Annotated in this window: 18 protein-coding genes; 13 read left to right on the forward strand and 5 right to left on the reverse strand. The window is 36.2% G+C overall.

Annotation, left to right across the window (positions count from 1 at the left end):
- Window positions 1-12: 12 nt before the first annotated feature.
- From ACTJKN_RS19490 to ACTJKN_RS19525, 8 genes are all read left to right on the forward strand, one after another.
- The gene (locus ACTJKN_RS19490) at window positions 13-891 is read left to right on the forward strand and encodes a cell division protein FtsX (protein WP_029275800.1); all 879 of its coding nucleotides are present in this window, start codon (window positions 13-15) and stop codon (window positions 889-891) included.
- Window positions 891-1,118 (forward strand): DUF3098 domain-containing protein, encoded by a 228-nt coding sequence (locus tag ACTJKN_RS19495; protein WP_131032397.1) that lies wholly within the window; start codon window positions 891-893, stop codon window positions 1,116-1,118. Before ACTJKN_RS19490 ends, ACTJKN_RS19495 begins: the two co-directional genes overlap by 1 nt.
- Before the next feature lie 39 nt (window positions 1,119-1,157).
- Window positions 1,158-1,361, forward strand: coding sequence for a type II toxin-antitoxin system VapB family antitoxin (gene vapB, locus ACTJKN_RS19500; RefSeq protein ID WP_029275802.1), 204 nt, complete (start codon window positions 1,158-1,160; stop codon window positions 1,359-1,361).
- A complete protein-coding gene (locus ACTJKN_RS19505) occupies window positions 1,361-1,747 on the forward strand; it encodes a type II toxin-antitoxin system VapC family toxin (protein WP_440827395.1) in 387 nt (128 codons plus the stop codon). Before vapB ends, ACTJKN_RS19505 begins: the two co-directional genes overlap by 1 nt.
- 17 nt (window positions 1,748-1,764) lie before the next feature.
- The gene (locus ACTJKN_RS19510; RefSeq protein ID WP_440827396.1) at window positions 1,765-2,559 is read left to right on the forward strand and encodes an undecaprenyl-diphosphate phosphatase; all 795 of its coding nucleotides are present in this window, start codon (window positions 1,765-1,767) and stop codon (window positions 2,557-2,559) included.
- Window positions 2,560-2,585: 26 nt separating this feature from the next.
- Window positions 2,586-3,317: a tRNA pseudouridine(55) synthase TruB gene (truB, locus tag ACTJKN_RS19515; protein ID WP_440827398.1), complete on the forward strand. Its 732-nt coding sequence runs from the start codon at window positions 2,586-2,588 to the stop codon at window positions 3,315-3,317.
- Entirely contained in the window at window positions 3,314-4,174 is an 861-nt protein-coding gene (locus ACTJKN_RS19520; protein WP_440827399.1) for a YitT family protein, read from the forward strand. The genes truB and ACTJKN_RS19520 overlap by 4 nt, the downstream gene beginning before the upstream one ends.
- Window positions 4,175-4,283: 109 nt before the next feature.
- Window positions 4,284-5,270, forward strand: coding sequence for a bifunctional riboflavin kinase/FAD synthetase (locus ACTJKN_RS19525; protein ID WP_440827401.1), 987 nt, complete (start codon window positions 4,284-4,286; stop codon window positions 5,268-5,270).
- On the opposite strand, the gene ACTJKN_RS19530 is transcribed toward ACTJKN_RS19525, so the two are convergent.
- Both ACTJKN_RS19530 and ACTJKN_RS19535 read right to left on the reverse strand, forming a co-directional pair.
- On the reverse strand, window positions 5,271-5,534 hold the full coding sequence (locus ACTJKN_RS19530) for a PIN domain-containing protein (RefSeq protein WP_440827402.1): 264 nt from the start codon (window positions 5,532-5,534) through the stop codon (window positions 5,271-5,273). It abuts the gene before it with no gap.
- A gap of 122 nt (window positions 5,535-5,656) precedes the next feature.
- Entirely contained in the window at window positions 5,657-5,908 is a 252-nt protein-coding gene (locus ACTJKN_RS19535) for a hypothetical protein (RefSeq protein WP_440827403.1), read from the reverse strand.
- Between the two features lie 625 nt (window positions 5,909-6,533).
- Between ACTJKN_RS19535 and ACTJKN_RS19540 the strand changes: the two genes are divergently transcribed.
- The 5 genes from ACTJKN_RS19540 to ACTJKN_RS19560 all read left to right on the forward strand — a co-directional run bounded on the left by ACTJKN_RS19540 (window position 6,534) and on the right by ACTJKN_RS19560 (window position 10,904).
- The gene (locus tag ACTJKN_RS19540; protein ID WP_440827405.1) at window positions 6,534-8,747 is read left to right on the forward strand and encodes a cation:proton antiporter domain-containing protein; all 2,214 of its coding nucleotides are present in this window, start codon (window positions 6,534-6,536) and stop codon (window positions 8,745-8,747) included.
- A 103-nt stretch (window positions 8,748-8,850) separates the two neighbouring features.
- Window positions 8,851-9,885, forward strand: coding sequence for a DUF2157 domain-containing protein (locus tag ACTJKN_RS19545; protein ID WP_440827406.1), 1,035 nt, complete (start codon window positions 8,851-8,853; stop codon window positions 9,883-9,885).
- Window positions 9,886-9,934: 49 nt separating this feature from the next.
- The gene (locus ACTJKN_RS19550) at window positions 9,935-10,174 is read left to right on the forward strand and encodes a DUF1016 N-terminal domain-containing protein (RefSeq protein ID WP_440827408.1); all 240 of its coding nucleotides are present in this window, start codon (window positions 9,935-9,937) and stop codon (window positions 10,172-10,174) included.
- A gap of 5 nt (window positions 10,175-10,179) precedes the next feature.
- Entirely contained in the window at window positions 10,180-10,476 is a 297-nt protein-coding gene (locus tag ACTJKN_RS19555) for a PDDEXK nuclease domain-containing protein (protein ID WP_440827409.1), read from the forward strand.
- 5 nt (window positions 10,477-10,481) lie between these two features.
- The gene (locus ACTJKN_RS19560) at window positions 10,482-10,904 is read left to right on the forward strand and encodes a secondary thiamine-phosphate synthase enzyme YjbQ (protein ID WP_440827410.1); all 423 of its coding nucleotides are present in this window, start codon (window positions 10,482-10,484) and stop codon (window positions 10,902-10,904) included.
- 6 nt (window positions 10,905-10,910) lie between these two features.
- Here the strand turns inward: ACTJKN_RS19560 and ACTJKN_RS19565 are convergent, their stop codons facing one another.
- The 3 genes from ACTJKN_RS19565 to ACTJKN_RS19575 form a co-directional block, all read right to left on the reverse strand.
- The gene (locus tag ACTJKN_RS19565) at window positions 10,911-11,879 is read right to left on the reverse strand and encodes a YihY/virulence factor BrkB family protein (RefSeq protein WP_440827412.1); all 969 of its coding nucleotides are present in this window, start codon (window positions 11,877-11,879) and stop codon (window positions 10,911-10,913) included.
- A 159-nt stretch (window positions 11,880-12,038) separates the two neighbouring features.
- Window positions 12,039-13,358: an alpha/beta hydrolase gene (locus ACTJKN_RS19570; protein ID WP_440827414.1), complete on the reverse strand. Its 1,320-nt coding sequence runs from the start codon at window positions 13,356-13,358 to the stop codon at window positions 12,039-12,041.
- 158 nt (window positions 13,359-13,516) lie between these two features.
- Entirely contained in the window at window positions 13,517-13,894 is a 378-nt protein-coding gene (locus ACTJKN_RS19575; protein WP_440827416.1) for a DoxX family protein, read from the reverse strand.

Genomic DNA, 13,894 nt, shown 5'->3' on the forward strand with positions numbered 1-13,894 from the left:
AAAATGAAATACATGGAAGAATTCGAAGTAAGTGATGCATCTAAGAAAACCAAAACCGTTTATATTTCCACTATAATCAGTATTGCATTGGTTTTATTAATGCTGGGGCTGCTTGGTTTGGTACTTGTACATGCCAAAAACCTGTCTAACTACGTTAAAGAAAACATCGTTTTAAACATTATTGTTGATGAAGGTGCAAAAGAAGCCGATGTTTTAGCTTTCCAGAAAGAGTTAAATGCAAATCCTGCGGTAAAGCAAACTCAATATGTAAATAAAGAGCTTGCCGCAAGAAATTTAACGCAGGATTTAGGTGAGGATTTTGTTAACTTTTTAGGTTACAACCCACTAACTTCTACTTTTGATGTGTATTTAAAAGCAGAATATGCGAACAATAAAAGCATCGATGCCTTAAAAGCAAGCATTTCTAAAAACCCTGTTGTTAAAGAAGTGGTTTACCAAAGCTCTTTAATTGATATGGTGAACAAAAATATCAGCACCATTGGCTTAATTATTTTAGCCTTTGCCGCACTACTATTAATCATCTCTATCGCACTGATTAACAACACTATAAGACTAGCAATCTACTCGCAACGCTTTTTAATTAAAAGTATGCAGCTGGTTGGTGCAACGAAAAACTTTATTCGACGTCCTTTCTTATTATATGCTGCTTTGCATGGCTTAATTGCTGCATTTATTGCCATCATAATTTTGTTGGCAACTTTAATTTACGCCCGCAAAGAGGTACCTGAGATTATTATTTTAAATAACTACCAGGAATTTGGCTTCGTATTTATAGGCCTTTTAATTGTGGGTATTTTTATAACAGGAATTAGTACATGGTTTGCAGTAAGCAGATATTTACGTTTAAAATCTTATCATCTTTATAGATAATGGCAGAAAAAAAAACAGGTCCGGTTGTAAAGGACGTTAAAAGCGAATTGGTTTTTACCAAAAAAAATTACCAGTTATTGTTAATCAGTATTGCAATTGTAGCAGTTGGCTTTATATTAATGATGGGTACTGAAGGCAATATTTACGACTTTAGAAGAACTTTACTGGCACCAATAGTGGTGTTAGCGGGTTTTGCTTTTGGCATTTATGCTATCCTAAAAAAATAATTTCTTGTATTAGCTAAAGTGTTTTTTTAACTTTATAATATGACAACAACAAATTTGCAGATCGAAATAAATTCGCTTCCCCTAAACCTTAGGCAGGAAGTTGCAGATTTTGTTGAATTCTTAAAAACAAAACACAAAAACAAACCGAAATTAAAATCTCGTGAATTTGGGTATGCAAAAGGTAAAATCAAATTATCTGACGATTTTGATGAGCCTTTAGAAATGTTTGCTGATTACATTTAATGGCATATTTATTAGACACCCATACTTTTTTGTGGTTTGTAGCAGGAGACGATCAACTGCTTGTGTCAGTTAAGAAAAAACTATCTGATATTAACAAATCTTGTTTCTTGAGCATTGCCTCACTTTGGGAAATTGCCATCAAAAAACAAATCGGAAAACTCGATTTAAAAATTGGTTTTGAAGAATTATTTCGATTTGCAGAAAGAAATGAAAACGAAATAATTGCTATCAATGAAACCTATCTTACTACATTATTAGGTCTCGATTTTCTCAACAATGATCCTTTTGATCGAATTATTGTGTCACAAGCCATCTCTGAAGATTTAACTTTAATATCAAGAGATAAAAAATTAAAAAACTATCAAGTAAAATTACAGTGGGGCTAGCCCATTAATCAAAACGTATGAACTATTTTGAAGCCATTATTCTGGCAATTATTGAAGGTTTAACTGAATTTTTACCCGTATCGAGCACCGGACACATGGCCATAACATCTGCTCTGATGGGAATTGGCAAAGATGATTTTGTTAAACTTTTTGAAGTTGCCATTCAGTTGGGTGCAATTTTAGCAGTAGTTGTTGTTTACTGGAAAAAATTCTTCAATTTCTCTGATTGGAAATTTTATTTAAAACTGATCATCGCGGTGATTCCAGCCCTGTTTTTCGGTTTTTTATTGAACGATTTCATTGATAATACCCTTGGTAACCCGATATTTATTTCGGTGGTATTGCTGGTTGGCGGTATCATCCTGTTATTGGTTGATAAATGGTTTACAAACCCTACCATTGATAGCGAAAAAGAAATTACCAATGGCATTGCGCTAAAAATTGGCTTATTTCAAGTTTTGGCAATTGTTTTTCCAGGCTTGAGCAGAAGTGCTGCAACCATTTTAGGAGGAATGAGCCAAAAATTAACTAAAAGCGCAGCAGCCGAATTCTCATTCTTTTTAGCTGTACCTACAATGTGCGCAGCAACAGGATACAAGCTTTTAAAAGGCTATCATTTGTTAAATACAGAAAATATTAAATTGTTATTAGTGGGTAATATTGTTGCCTTTATTGTTGCCATAATCGCTATAAAATCATTTATTGGCTTTTTAACCAAACACGGATTTAAAGTTTTCGGCTGGTACCGTATTGCTTTGGGAATTATCATCTTAGCATTGTTCTTATCAGGATATCATATTGATATAAACTAATCCGTATCTTTGCGCAAAAAAGATTTGTGAGTACCGAAAATTCAAAATTTAAAGACTTCAATTTTGCTGAAGGCGAATTGCTCTTAATTAACAAACCATACAAATGGACTTCATTTGATGTGGTGGGCAAAATCCGTAATTCTTTAAAACCGCTAAAACTAAAGGTTGGTCATGCCGGCACTTTAGATCCCCTTGCTACAGGCTTGCTAATCATCTGTACAGGTAAATTAACTAAGCAGATAGACACTTTTCAGGCTGAAGAGAAAGAATATACAGGCACCATGATTTTGGGTGCTACTACCCCATCATTCGATATGGAAACTGAGGTAGATCAAACCTTTGACATCAGTAACATTACCGAAAACGAAATTTACGCTGCATGTAAACCATTTATTGGCGATATAGAACAGTATCCACCTGCACACTCCGCAGTAAAGGTAAATGGCGAGCGTTTATATGTAAAAGCAAGATTGGGTGAAGAGGTAGAGCTGCGTAAACGTTTTGTAAGTGTTCCGGAATTTGAAATTACACGGATCGAACTACCAGAGATCGATTTTAGAATTGTATGCAGTAAAGGTACTTACATCCGTTCACTAATATCCGATTTTGGCAAAACTTTAAACAGCGGGGCTTATCTTTCTAAACTTACCCGTACCCGTAGCGGAAACTTTTTGCTTAAAGATGCGTTTGAGGTATTAGAACTTGTTAATTATATTCGTAGCAAGAAAGAAGAAGCTAAAACTGAAGCAGAGGCATGAACCGCATTAAAAACAAGAACATCAGGTTTATAAAAGAAATTCTTTTAATTATTGCAGGTGTAACTTCGGCATGTTTTGGCTTAAAAAGCTTTTTAATGCCCAGCCATTTTATTGATGGCGGTGTTACGGGTATTTCCCTTTTGTTAAGCACCTTAACAGGATGGAATTTATCATACCTTATTGTAATTATCAACATTCCCTTTGTAATTTTAGGTTATAGGCAGATTGGTAAAGGCTTTGCCCTTAAAACCGCTATTGCCATTGCAGCGCTCTCGTTGGCCCTAATTTTTCTTCCCTTTCAGCCCATTACCCACGATAAATTGCTCATCGCATTTTTTGGCGGATTATTTTTAGGTGGTGGAATTGGATTGGCCATGCGCGGTGGCTGTGTAATCGATGGAACAGAGGTTTTAGCGCTTTACATCAGTAAAAACAGCATTTTAACCGTTGGAAATATCATCCTGATTTTAAATATCATTATTTTTGCCTTCGCAGCTTATTTCTTAAATATCGAAACTGCGCTATATGCAATTCTAACGTATTTATCTGCATCAAGCACTATCGATTTCATTGTAAATGGCATAGAACAATATACGGGTGTTACCATTATTTCAGAGCACCAGGACGATATAAAAGGGTTCATCATTAACGAAATGAAACGCGGTGTGACCATTTATAAAGGCGAAGGTGGTTACGGAGAAAAGAAAGATATCGATATTATTTTTACCGTAGTTACCAAACTAGAAATGAGCAAATTACAAACTGCAATACGACAGATTGATCCGGATGCCTTTGTAATACAACAACAAATTGCAGATTTAAAAGGTGGGGTAGTGAAACGCCATGCTTTACATTAAATAAATAATAAATTTGGGCATGCCCTAAGCTATGCAAAGGGTCGGGCTGTACGCTAAATCCGCTTCCATCCCTCATGCAAAACCCAGATCAATAAAATAGATTTTACCATTGAAAATATATCATAACCTTTCCGATTTTAAAAAATTAGATAACGCCATTGTAACCATTGGCACTTTTGATGGCGTACATTTTGGTCACCAAAAAATTATTAAACAACTGGTAGAAAAGGCAAAAGCCGATAACGGAGAAAGCGTAATATTAACTTTTTTTCCCCACCCCAGAATGATTATAGATCCTGAAAACCAGGAGCTAAAAATGATCAATACCATTAATGAAAAAGCCGAAATTTTAAAAGGGTTAGGTGTAGATCATTTAATCATCACACCATTTACCAGAGATTTCTCTAATCAACTGCCTGAAGATTATATAAAAAACACGTTGGTGAATAACATTGGCACTAAACACATTATTATTGGCTACGACCACCGCTTTGGGAAAGACCGTTCTGGAAATTTAAGCGATTTAAAGGCCGCAGGTTTACATTATGGTTTTAGTGTTGAAGAAATTATGGAGCAGGATATTCATGATGTTGCCGTAAGCTCGACCAAAATCCGCCAGGCACTCTTAGCGGGCGATGTAAGCTTGGCCAACGATTATCTGGGTTATCCGTTTTCTATTTTTGGAAGGGTAATTAAAGGCGATAAAATCGGAAGAACAATAGGTTTCCCAACAGCTAACATCTTCATAGAAGAAACTTATAAACTGATTCCGGGCGATGGCATTTATGCGGTTACCGTAGAAATAGAGTCCGAAGTTCCGAGTCCGGAGTCCGAAGTTCTAAACCCTAAACCCTCAACCTTAAACCTCCAACCTTACAAAGGAATGGCTTACATCGGGCAACGCCCAACCATTAACGGAATGACCAGAAATATTGAGGTGAATATTTTCGATTTTAACCAGGAAATTTATGGGCAGGATATTAAGATGAACTTTTTGAAATTCCTTCGTCATGATGTAAAATTTACCGGATTAGAAGCTTTAACTGTTCAGTTACAAAAAGACAAGGAGGCTACTTTAGCCTATTTTAATCGATAATTACTGTTCTGAATACAAAGTTAAATCACTAATAAATCTAAAATCTCTTAGGTTATAAGTAAACAGTTTTAGCTTGGTTTCTATCGCTGTTGCGGCAATTAACGAATCAGGTATTGCAAGTCCATGGCTTAATTTAAAACCCTGCATTAAATTAATCGCAGTTAAGTTTATTCTTTCGTTAATTAATATAATACTAAATCTACTCAGTTTTTTATTGATAGTGTTAAGATCTAACTTATTAGTGGCTCCAAACAATAATTCCATTTTGGTAACAGATCAAATGATAACATTATCTAATTCTATATCCGTTTCTAGTAACGCTGTTGCTGATGCATTCCTACTTTTATTTTTATCAAAATAGTCTATCAATACATCTGTATCGCAAATTATTTTTTCCTTTGCCATGCAGTATTTCTTAATTCCTCTGCGCTTAAATCCTTTCCTGTAAAAACATCATGTAATTCGGAGATATCAATCGATCCGTCTCCAACGATTACAGGAATACCATTAATACTTGCTTCTTTTTTAACCTTTGTTTTAGCTTTATGATCCGCAACAGAAAAATTCAAGTATTTGCCTAATTCCTTAAGTGCTTCCAAAGTTTTATTGCTTTTATATTTAATCGTTACTTCTTTCATTAGATTCAACTTTTTTCAATGTTCATTAATCATCTACACACAAATTTAATCAATATTTCTTATAATAATATGCCTTGTATTTGTAGCCAATAAGCATTATATCCGAAAGACTGTCTCAATTTTAATCAGATTTTCCTTTCAAAAAAGCCTCATTTTCGTTATATTAGCGGCAATGAGGCTTTTTTACATCATCTTTTTTCTGTCTATCTCCATTAATTTTGCGGCCTTCGCATCGCAGGAAAAAAGAAATGATGTACCATTAAAAAACACCAGAATAAGTTTCATTTCATGCAAAAAAAACATCAGATCCAATTCCGGTTTCAATCAGGATAGCGAAAGTCTGCAAAAAGATTTCATTAACAGTTCAATTATAAAAATATCATCCAGTGCCTTTGTACTGATCACTTTTTTGCTGTTCCTTTTTTTCAGGAACAAAACCATCAATACAAAAGTTGTAATCAAGAGATTAAAATATAATTATTGGTGCCTGTTTAAGATGCTCTATCCAAAACATGTTTTTTGGTAAGTAATTTCATTTTAACCACAAATGTGGATTTTTCAATAAAATGCCGAGTAACAATACTTGGAAATAAATTATTTAATCATCAATACCCATTTTTTATAGATGCATTTACCCGATTTAATTGCCGATTTAGGATTAATCCTTGCTGCTGCAGGGATAACAACCCTCATATTTAAACGAATTAAACAACCCCTGGTTTTAGGTTACATACTGGCCGGCCTGTTGGTTGGCTCACATTTAGATTTTTTTCCTTCCGTTACCGATACAAAAAGCATCAATATTTGGGGCGAGATAGGCGTAATTTTCCTTTTATTCAGCTTAGGTTTAGAATTCAGTTTTAAAAAACTGGTTAAAGTTGGCGGTTCTGCCTCCATCACGGCGATTGTAAAAGTCCTTTTTATCATTCTGGCGGGCTATCTGGTCGGTAAAGCAATGGGCTGGAAAGACATGGATAGTTTATTTCTGGGGGGAATTCTGTCCATCTCATCAACCATGATTACCATTAAGGCTTTCGAAGAACTTGGTTTAAAACATAAAAAGTTTGCAGGCCTGGTTTTTGGGGTTTTAATTGTTGAAGATCTGGTGGCTATCTTGTTGCTGGTATTATTCTCTACCCTGGCTGTTAGTCAGCAATCGGCAGGTACAGAAATGCTGTATTCCATCTTAAAACTGGCTTTTTTCCTTGTACTTTGGTTCTTGGGCGGAATATTTCTGGTTCCTTCATTTCTTAAAGCAACCAAGAAATTAATGAACGACGAAACCATGTTGGTGGTATCGTTAGCCTTATGTTTGGTAATGGTATTACTGGCCGATAAAGTGGGCTTCTCTCCTGCCCTGGGTGCATTTATCATGGGCTCCATTTTGGCAGAAACCACACAGGCAGAAAGAATCGAACATTTAACCAAATCGGTAAAAGATTTATTCGCAGCGGTATTTTTTGTTTCGGTTGGTATGCTGATCGATCCTGCTATGCTGGTTAAGTACGCAGTACCGATTATCATTGCTACATTAGTGATTATTTTAGGGAAAATTATATTTACCATTTTAGGTGCGTTATTATCGGGTCAGCCGTTAAAAACTTCGGTACAATCGGGCATGAGTTTGGCGCAGATTGGTGAGTTTTCATTCATCATTGCCTCATTAGGATTAACCCTTAAAGTAACCAGCGATTTCCTTTATCCTATTGCAGTAGCGGCAGCAGCGATCACTACATTTACTACGCCATATCTGATTAAACTATCTGAACCTTTTTACTGGTATTTGAACCGTGTTTTACCTAAAAAATGGTTAGATGGAATCGAAAGATACAGTTCCAGTACCGAAGGAATTACAACGTTAAGCGATTGGAAGGTTTTATTGAGGTCTTATATTTTTAATACCATTATCCACTCCGTAATTATTATTGCAATCATCTTTTTAGCCTACAGGTATGTTCAGCCTTTTATTGTGCGCAATATTGCCAATAGTTTAACTTCTATTATTATCAGCGTAGTGGTTTCCTTCATTTTAATGTCGCCATTTTTATGGGCATTATCTATCCGAAGGATCCAGCGAACAGCCTATTCTCACCTTTGGCTGAATAAAAAATATACCCGGGGCCCGTTAATCGCAATCGAGTTTTTCAGAATTGCCTTAGGTATTTTCTTTGTAGGTTTTTTAATGTATGAGTTTTTTGATACGTGGATTGCCGCTGTTATCGCATTAGCCCTGATTATCTTAGGCATGGTCATCTTCTCCAGGAAACTACAGTCTTTTTATGATAAACTGGAAAGGCGTTTCATGTTGAATTTAAATGCACGTGAACATCAAAAACCTGATATTTTGCCTTGGGATACCCACTTAACCGAACTCACTGTTTCCCCTGAATCGGAAGTAGTTGGAAAAACGCTTACCGAATTAATGATCAGGGAAAAATATGGCGTTAACATTGCGTTAATAGAACGTGGAAGAAATAACATTCCAACACCAGGAAGAGATGAGCGGCTTTATCCAAACGATAAACTGCTATTGATTGGTGCTGATGATCAATTGGCTGCTGTTAAAGCACTTTTAGAAGTAGATGCTCCAGAAACAGCTGAAGAAAATAATTTCCCGAATAAAGAAATGACCCTGCAAAAGGTAGTTGTGCATGCCGAATCGCCGGTTTATGGATTAAGTATTAGAAATGCAGGTATCCGAGAAAAAGCACAGGCATTAATTGTTGGCATAGAAAGAGGTACTGATCGGATATTGAATCCTTCCTCAGACTTTGTATTCGACAACGGTGATGTAATTTGGATTGTAGGCAATAATAAGAAAATTAAGGAGGTTATTTAGTTAGTCCGAAGTCCTTAGTCAGCAGTCTTTAGTCGATATAAACTTCTGACCCGGGACTTTTGACTAAGCACTAAAAAAACTATCTTCGTATATAACCTAACCTATGAAAGTTGATAGAGAAAAGAGTGAGTTTCTGGATGATATGATTGAGCAATGGCAAAGTGACGGCTTAATTAACAATGAAACCGGCGATAAATTGCGCAAAAGTTATGAAGCCAAAAACTTCGATTGGTTACGCCTGGCACAGTATGCTTTTTGGGTAGCCCTGGCTTGCGGTTTTATTGCACTTGGATCGCTCCTTATTGATAATTCGATCTTAAACTATTTAAAACGGGTTTACAATACACCAAACATTGTAATTGCCATTGTTTCTGGCGGATTGGCAGCATGGCTTTATATTTTAGGTTTTAAGCGAAAAAAGAAACTGGCCCATTTAAAGTTTAGTAATGAAGCTATCGTTTTTTCAGCCATTTTACTTACCGCCAATGCCATCGCTTATTTCGGGAAGGCACTAGACAATGGATCTGGCAATTTCTCCATCCTGATTTTAGTATCTGTTTTCATTTATGGTGCTTTAGGTTATATATTCAATTCGCGTTTAATCTGGATTTTTGCTTTGATTTCTTTAGGTGCCTGGTTTGGTACTGAAACAGGTTATTTAAGCCGTTGGAATTATTATTTCCTTGGGATGAATTACCCTTTGCGCTTTGTGGTTTTTGGCGCTGCATTAACCGCAGTATCCTTCATCATGAAAGCTTTTCCCAAAACACAAAACTTCTTTCAGGCAACTTATATCGCAGGGATGGTTTATTTGTTCATCTCTCTTTGGGCCTTATCAGTATTTGGCAATTTTGCCAGTTTAGAAGAATGGTATAAGGTTAGGCAGTTAAGCTTGTTTTATTGGGCATTAATTTCAGGAGCTGTCTGTGTAGCAAGTACTTTATTTGGTTTAAAATACCGTGATGACATTGCCCGCGAATTTGGCATTACTTTTCTCTTTATTAACCTTTATACACGCTATTTCGAATACTTCTGGGACAGTTGGCATAAAGCTTTATTCTTTTCGGTACTGGCTGCGTCTTTCTGGCTGATTGGCAGAAAAGCAGAAAAGATATGGAATGTAGAGTTTTTGAAGTAAGGAAGATTATAAGCGCGCATTTAGGCATCGATTTTTAAAGGTTTTTAAAATGGAAATAAACAACCAAAGTCTATATAGTAAGGTTGTTGAACTGCTAGCCCAGTCTCGACAAAAGGTATCGCAAACCATTAATAATATAATGGCTATGACCTACTACGAAATCGGTAAGATGATTGTTGAAGAGGAACAGGACGGCAAAGAAAAAGCCGAATATGGCAAACAAATTTTGAGTGAGCTTTCAGAAAAGCTAATTTCAGAGTTGGGCAAGGGCTTTCTGAAACAAATTTAAAACAAATGAGGTATTTTACCTTACATATTCAATTCGTCAGACAGTGTCTGACTAATTCGAAAATAAAAATCGGAGAACTAAAACATCAAGATATAGGCCAGATGCAGATGTACGTGAACTATTTTGATAGAGAAGTAAAACTTGAGGATGAAAACAAAACCATCGGTATTATCCTTTGTCAGGATAAAAGCGAATCTGTAGTAAGATATACGCTTCCGGAAAACAATGAACAAATTTTCGCAAGTAAGTATTTAACTGTTTTACCTAGCGAAAAGGATTTCATTAAAATTATTGAGAATTAATTCAAATGAAAATATACCAGCAAGCTTTAGCCCTTAGAGAAAGAAGAAGAGGATTCCATATCATTACTGATGAGGTTGAGGATGCCCTGCCCCAAATTGACGAGATTAACATTGGCGTTTGCCAGGTTTTTATTCAGCATACTTCTGCTTCGCTCACCATTAATGAGAATGCCGATCCTACAGTTCGGGTTGATTTTGAAATGTTCTTTAATAAAACCGTAAAGGAAAATGATCCCGATTATAAACATGACTATGAAGGTTCCGATGATATGCCTGCGCATTTAAAGTCAGCACTTTTAGGTAGTTCCGTAACCATTCCGATTAGAAACGGTAGATTGGCGCTTGGTACCTGGCAGGGCATTTATCTTTGCGAACACCGCAACCATGGCGGCCAAAGAAGATTAATCATTACAGCCTGGGGTGAATAAATAATTTTAAGCTTTCTTAACCTCTTTTTTAATTTCAGGATGATTATCCTGAATGGATTTACTCCCCGTTTCTATCTCAATTTCTTTTGTGGTAACCGCATAATGAGAAGGGTAAATCTCAGATCCGAAAGCAACCGCATAAGCCTTGGTAAATTCGGCACCAAAATATAAAATGATAGAAGAATAATAAGTCCATAAAAGCACAACTACCAATGATCCTGTAGCACCATAAGTACTACCAACATTGCTTTGCCCTATATAAAGTGAAATGGCAAATTTACCGATCATAAATAGTAAAGCGGTAACTACTGCACCAGCAATTACATCACGCCATTTTATAATTGCATCAGGTAATACCTTAAATATTACGCCAAATATTAATGAAATAACAGCCAAGGTTACAATTTGATTAAGGATGTAAAATACAATAACAGATATTTCGGCAAAGCGGGCCTGCAAGCGATCACTAAAGGCATCGAGTACAGATGTAACCGCTAACGAAACCAACAGTACAAAACCCAGGCTAATAATTACCGAAAAGGACAAGAACCGGTTCTGGAGCATTTTTACCCATCCTCTTTTCGGCTTCGGTTTTAAACCCCAAATGGTATTAATAGAATCCTGGATATCGCCAAAAACGGTAGTTGCCCCAATTAACAGGGTTATGATCCCAATAATTAAAGCGATGGTACTTTTTCCATCCAGATAAGCATTCTTGATTAACTGCTGTAAGGAAACAGCCGATTCTCTACCTAAAAAGCCTTCAAGCTGGGCATAAACCTGTCCTTCAGCTATTTCTCTCCCTAAAAATATACCACACAAAGAAATAATTACCACGAGCAGCGGTGCCATGGAAAACACCGTATAATAGGCTAATGAGCCACTAAGTTTCGTTACCTTATGATCATTAAATCCTGTAAACGATGCTTTTAAAATGCCCCATATTCCTTTTAAAGTGATTTTACTCTTTGCCATAAACAAACTATTTAAGATGAGATGCTCTAAACTTAAACCGCTTATTTTTTGAATTGTTTGTTAATTAATTAACGAAGACAGGATGTAAGGAAACCAAATGCACAAAAAAAGCTCCGATTTTGGTCGGAGCTTTTTCTTTATCAATTAGATGATTTTCTATTATTTGGCCTTAATCCATGAGGCAATATCGTTAACTAAAGTTTCAGACACACTTACCGCTGCTTGATATTGGGCCATTGTACCCTTTTCAGTTTGAGAACTTAAGAGGTGGTTTAAATCTGGATAAAATTTAAGCACCACATTTTTCTTTTTACTCAAGGCAGCATTCCATAAATCAAAATCTACTTTACCTACCTGAAAGTCATTTCCTCCCTGCAATACATATATTTTAGGTTTCGAAAGGCTTTTTGCTACAGCAACCTGATTGTAGGTATTTAAATCTGTCCAATATTTTGCTGGTAGTCCTAAAATTAAAGAATCAGGCTTTATGGTAGTTCCCAACTGCGAAATTCTACTTTTATCAATTTCCACGTAAGCATCTGCCAGTTGTTTTTTAAAGGCAGCTGTTGTATCGTTAGCCTGATCGAACATATACTTATTCTGATCAACAATAATATCTGTTAGTTTTCTGGCAGGTGTTGCTGCCATAATAATCCCTGCTAAATCTGGCGTAGTGGTAGCCATTTTAGGTGCCAGCATTCCGCCTAAACTATGGCCGAATACATAAACAGCTTTAGGATTGGCGCCAACAACAGTTTTTGCGAGTGCGATAGCTGCAGTTGCATCATCCAGCACTTCTTCTTTTACTGTAAATGCTTTATTAAATTCGTTCGGATAGATTAAGGTTCGTTTTACATAACGAACAGAAGCAATTCCTTTAGAGGCTAAACCACCAGCCAAATCTTTAAAGGGTTTATTCGCACCAACTGTTTCATCCATATCGGCCGGACCAGAGCCATGTACAAAAACCACTACAGGGAAATTTTTAGCATTCTTTGGCGTGGTGACAATGGCAGCCAATTGTTTTCCTGCCGGCCCAATGTATACCGATTTTTCCTTGTATAAACTGGTATCAACATAAGTTGGTTTTAAATAAGTGGCTGCTTTTCGAGACGGGGCAAGGAAGATTCCGACGATTTTCTGTAGTTTATTAAAACCTAAAATAAAGTTCTGATCCCCGTTGGCAAATTTACCTTCTACCGTTACTGCGAAAAATTCGCCCTGCGCTTTACTTTGAACGGCATCTAACGATTCTGCCTTCCCATATTTTGTTCCAATATCTCCCCAAAGTTTCTTTAAACTCTCTTCTGTTAATTTCGTTTTTAAAGTATCATCAAAGAAAGCATGGGCATCTTTAAATTTCTCTTCCTGCAACAGTTTAAAAAAGTCGTTCGCACCGTTAAAGAGCTGGATCACATTTTGAGAAAATGCAGTGGTTGTAAATAATAAAGCAATTATGAATAAAAGGCTCTTTTTCATCCGTATATTTTTGTTTTAATGGTAATGAGATTTCATGATTCATCCTTTTTGGATCTAAAAAATCATGATGGTATCATGTATTGTGTTTGGTTGTTTACAAACCCAAAGTTAACAATATTTGGTTCTGAAAAGCCGCTAACTAAACTAGCCGTTTAGTTTTAACTAATTTTAACATTTGATGTCAGTTTCTTCCATAAAATGTAGGGTATAAACATAATTACCAAGGCAATAAGTGGCGGGATTAAAAGCGATATACCATCGCCAACAAATGCCCTGGAGGCAAAGGCACCAATAAAATTAATGGCAAAACCTGCATAGGCCCATTCTTTAATGGTTGTAAATTTATTTTGAAGGATGGACGCCGCCCCGAGCAGTTTTGCAATACCAACAATGATGAGCAGATACATCGGATAACCGAGGTGTTTAAACACTTCTTTGCCTGCTTCCTGTTGAGTAATTCCGCCAACACCATCCATAATCATCATTAATGCAAAAATAATGGTGGCAATCCAATACCACGTTTTTAGCTTCTTCAT

This window comes from Pedobacter sp. 22163 (assembly GCF_052045595.1).
Taxonomy (GTDB): domain Bacteria; phylum Bacteroidota; class Bacteroidia; order Sphingobacteriales; family Sphingobacteriaceae; genus Pedobacter.

What these genes read in the sequence shown, in the direction of transcription:
- ACTJKN_RS19490 (WP_029275800.1), top strand. Translation starts at nt 13, where the DNA reads ATGGAAGAATTCGAAGTAAGTGATGCATCTAAGAAAACCAAAACCGTT.
- ACTJKN_RS19495 (WP_131032397.1), top strand. Translation starts at nt 891, where the DNA reads ATGGCAGAAAAAAAAACAGGTCCGGTTGTAAAGGACGTTAAAAGCGAA.
- vapB (WP_029275802.1), top strand. Translation starts at nt 1,158, where the DNA reads ATGACAACAACAAATTTGCAGATCGAAATAAATTCGCTTCCCCTAAAC.
- ACTJKN_RS19505 (WP_440827395.1), top strand. Translation starts at nt 1,361, where the DNA reads ATGGCATATTTATTAGACACCCATACTTTTTTGTGGTTTGTAGCAGGA.
- ACTJKN_RS19510 (WP_440827396.1), top strand. Translation starts at nt 1,765, where the DNA reads ATGAACTATTTTGAAGCCATTATTCTGGCAATTATTGAAGGTTTAACT.
- ACTJKN_RS19520 (WP_440827399.1), top strand. Translation starts at nt 3,314, where the DNA reads ATGAACCGCATTAAAAACAAGAACATCAGGTTTATAAAAGAAATTCTT.
- ACTJKN_RS19530 (WP_440827402.1), bottom strand. Translation starts at nt 5,534, where the DNA reads ATGGAATTATTGTTTGGAGCCACTAATAAGTTAGATCTTAACACTATC.
- ACTJKN_RS19535 (WP_440827403.1), bottom strand. Translation starts at nt 5,908, where the DNA reads ATGAAAGAAGTAACGATTAAATATAAAAGCAATAAAACTTTGGAAGCA.
- ACTJKN_RS19540 (WP_440827405.1), top strand. Translation starts at nt 6,534, where the DNA reads ATGCATTTACCCGATTTAATTGCCGATTTAGGATTAATCCTTGCTGCT.
- ACTJKN_RS19545 (WP_440827406.1), top strand. Translation starts at nt 8,851, where the DNA reads ATGAAAGTTGATAGAGAAAAGAGTGAGTTTCTGGATGATATGATTGAG.
- ACTJKN_RS19550 (WP_440827408.1), top strand. Translation starts at nt 9,935, where the DNA reads ATGGAAATAAACAACCAAAGTCTATATAGTAAGGTTGTTGAACTGCTA.
- ACTJKN_RS19555 (WP_440827409.1), top strand. Translation starts at nt 10,180, where the DNA reads ATGAGGTATTTTACCTTACATATTCAATTCGTCAGACAGTGTCTGACT.
- ACTJKN_RS19560 (WP_440827410.1), top strand. Translation starts at nt 10,482, where the DNA reads ATGAAAATATACCAGCAAGCTTTAGCCCTTAGAGAAAGAAGAAGAGGA.
- ACTJKN_RS19565 (WP_440827412.1), bottom strand. Translation starts at nt 11,879, where the DNA reads ATGGCAAAGAGTAAAATCACTTTAAAAGGAATATGGGGCATTTTAAAA.
- ACTJKN_RS19570 (WP_440827414.1), bottom strand. Translation starts at nt 13,358, where the DNA reads ATGAAAAAGAGCCTTTTATTCATAATTGCTTTATTATTTACAACCACT.
- ACTJKN_RS19575 (WP_440827416.1), bottom strand. Translation starts at nt 13,894, where the DNA reads ATGAAGAAGCTAAAAACGTGGTATTGGATTGCCACCATTATTTTTGCA.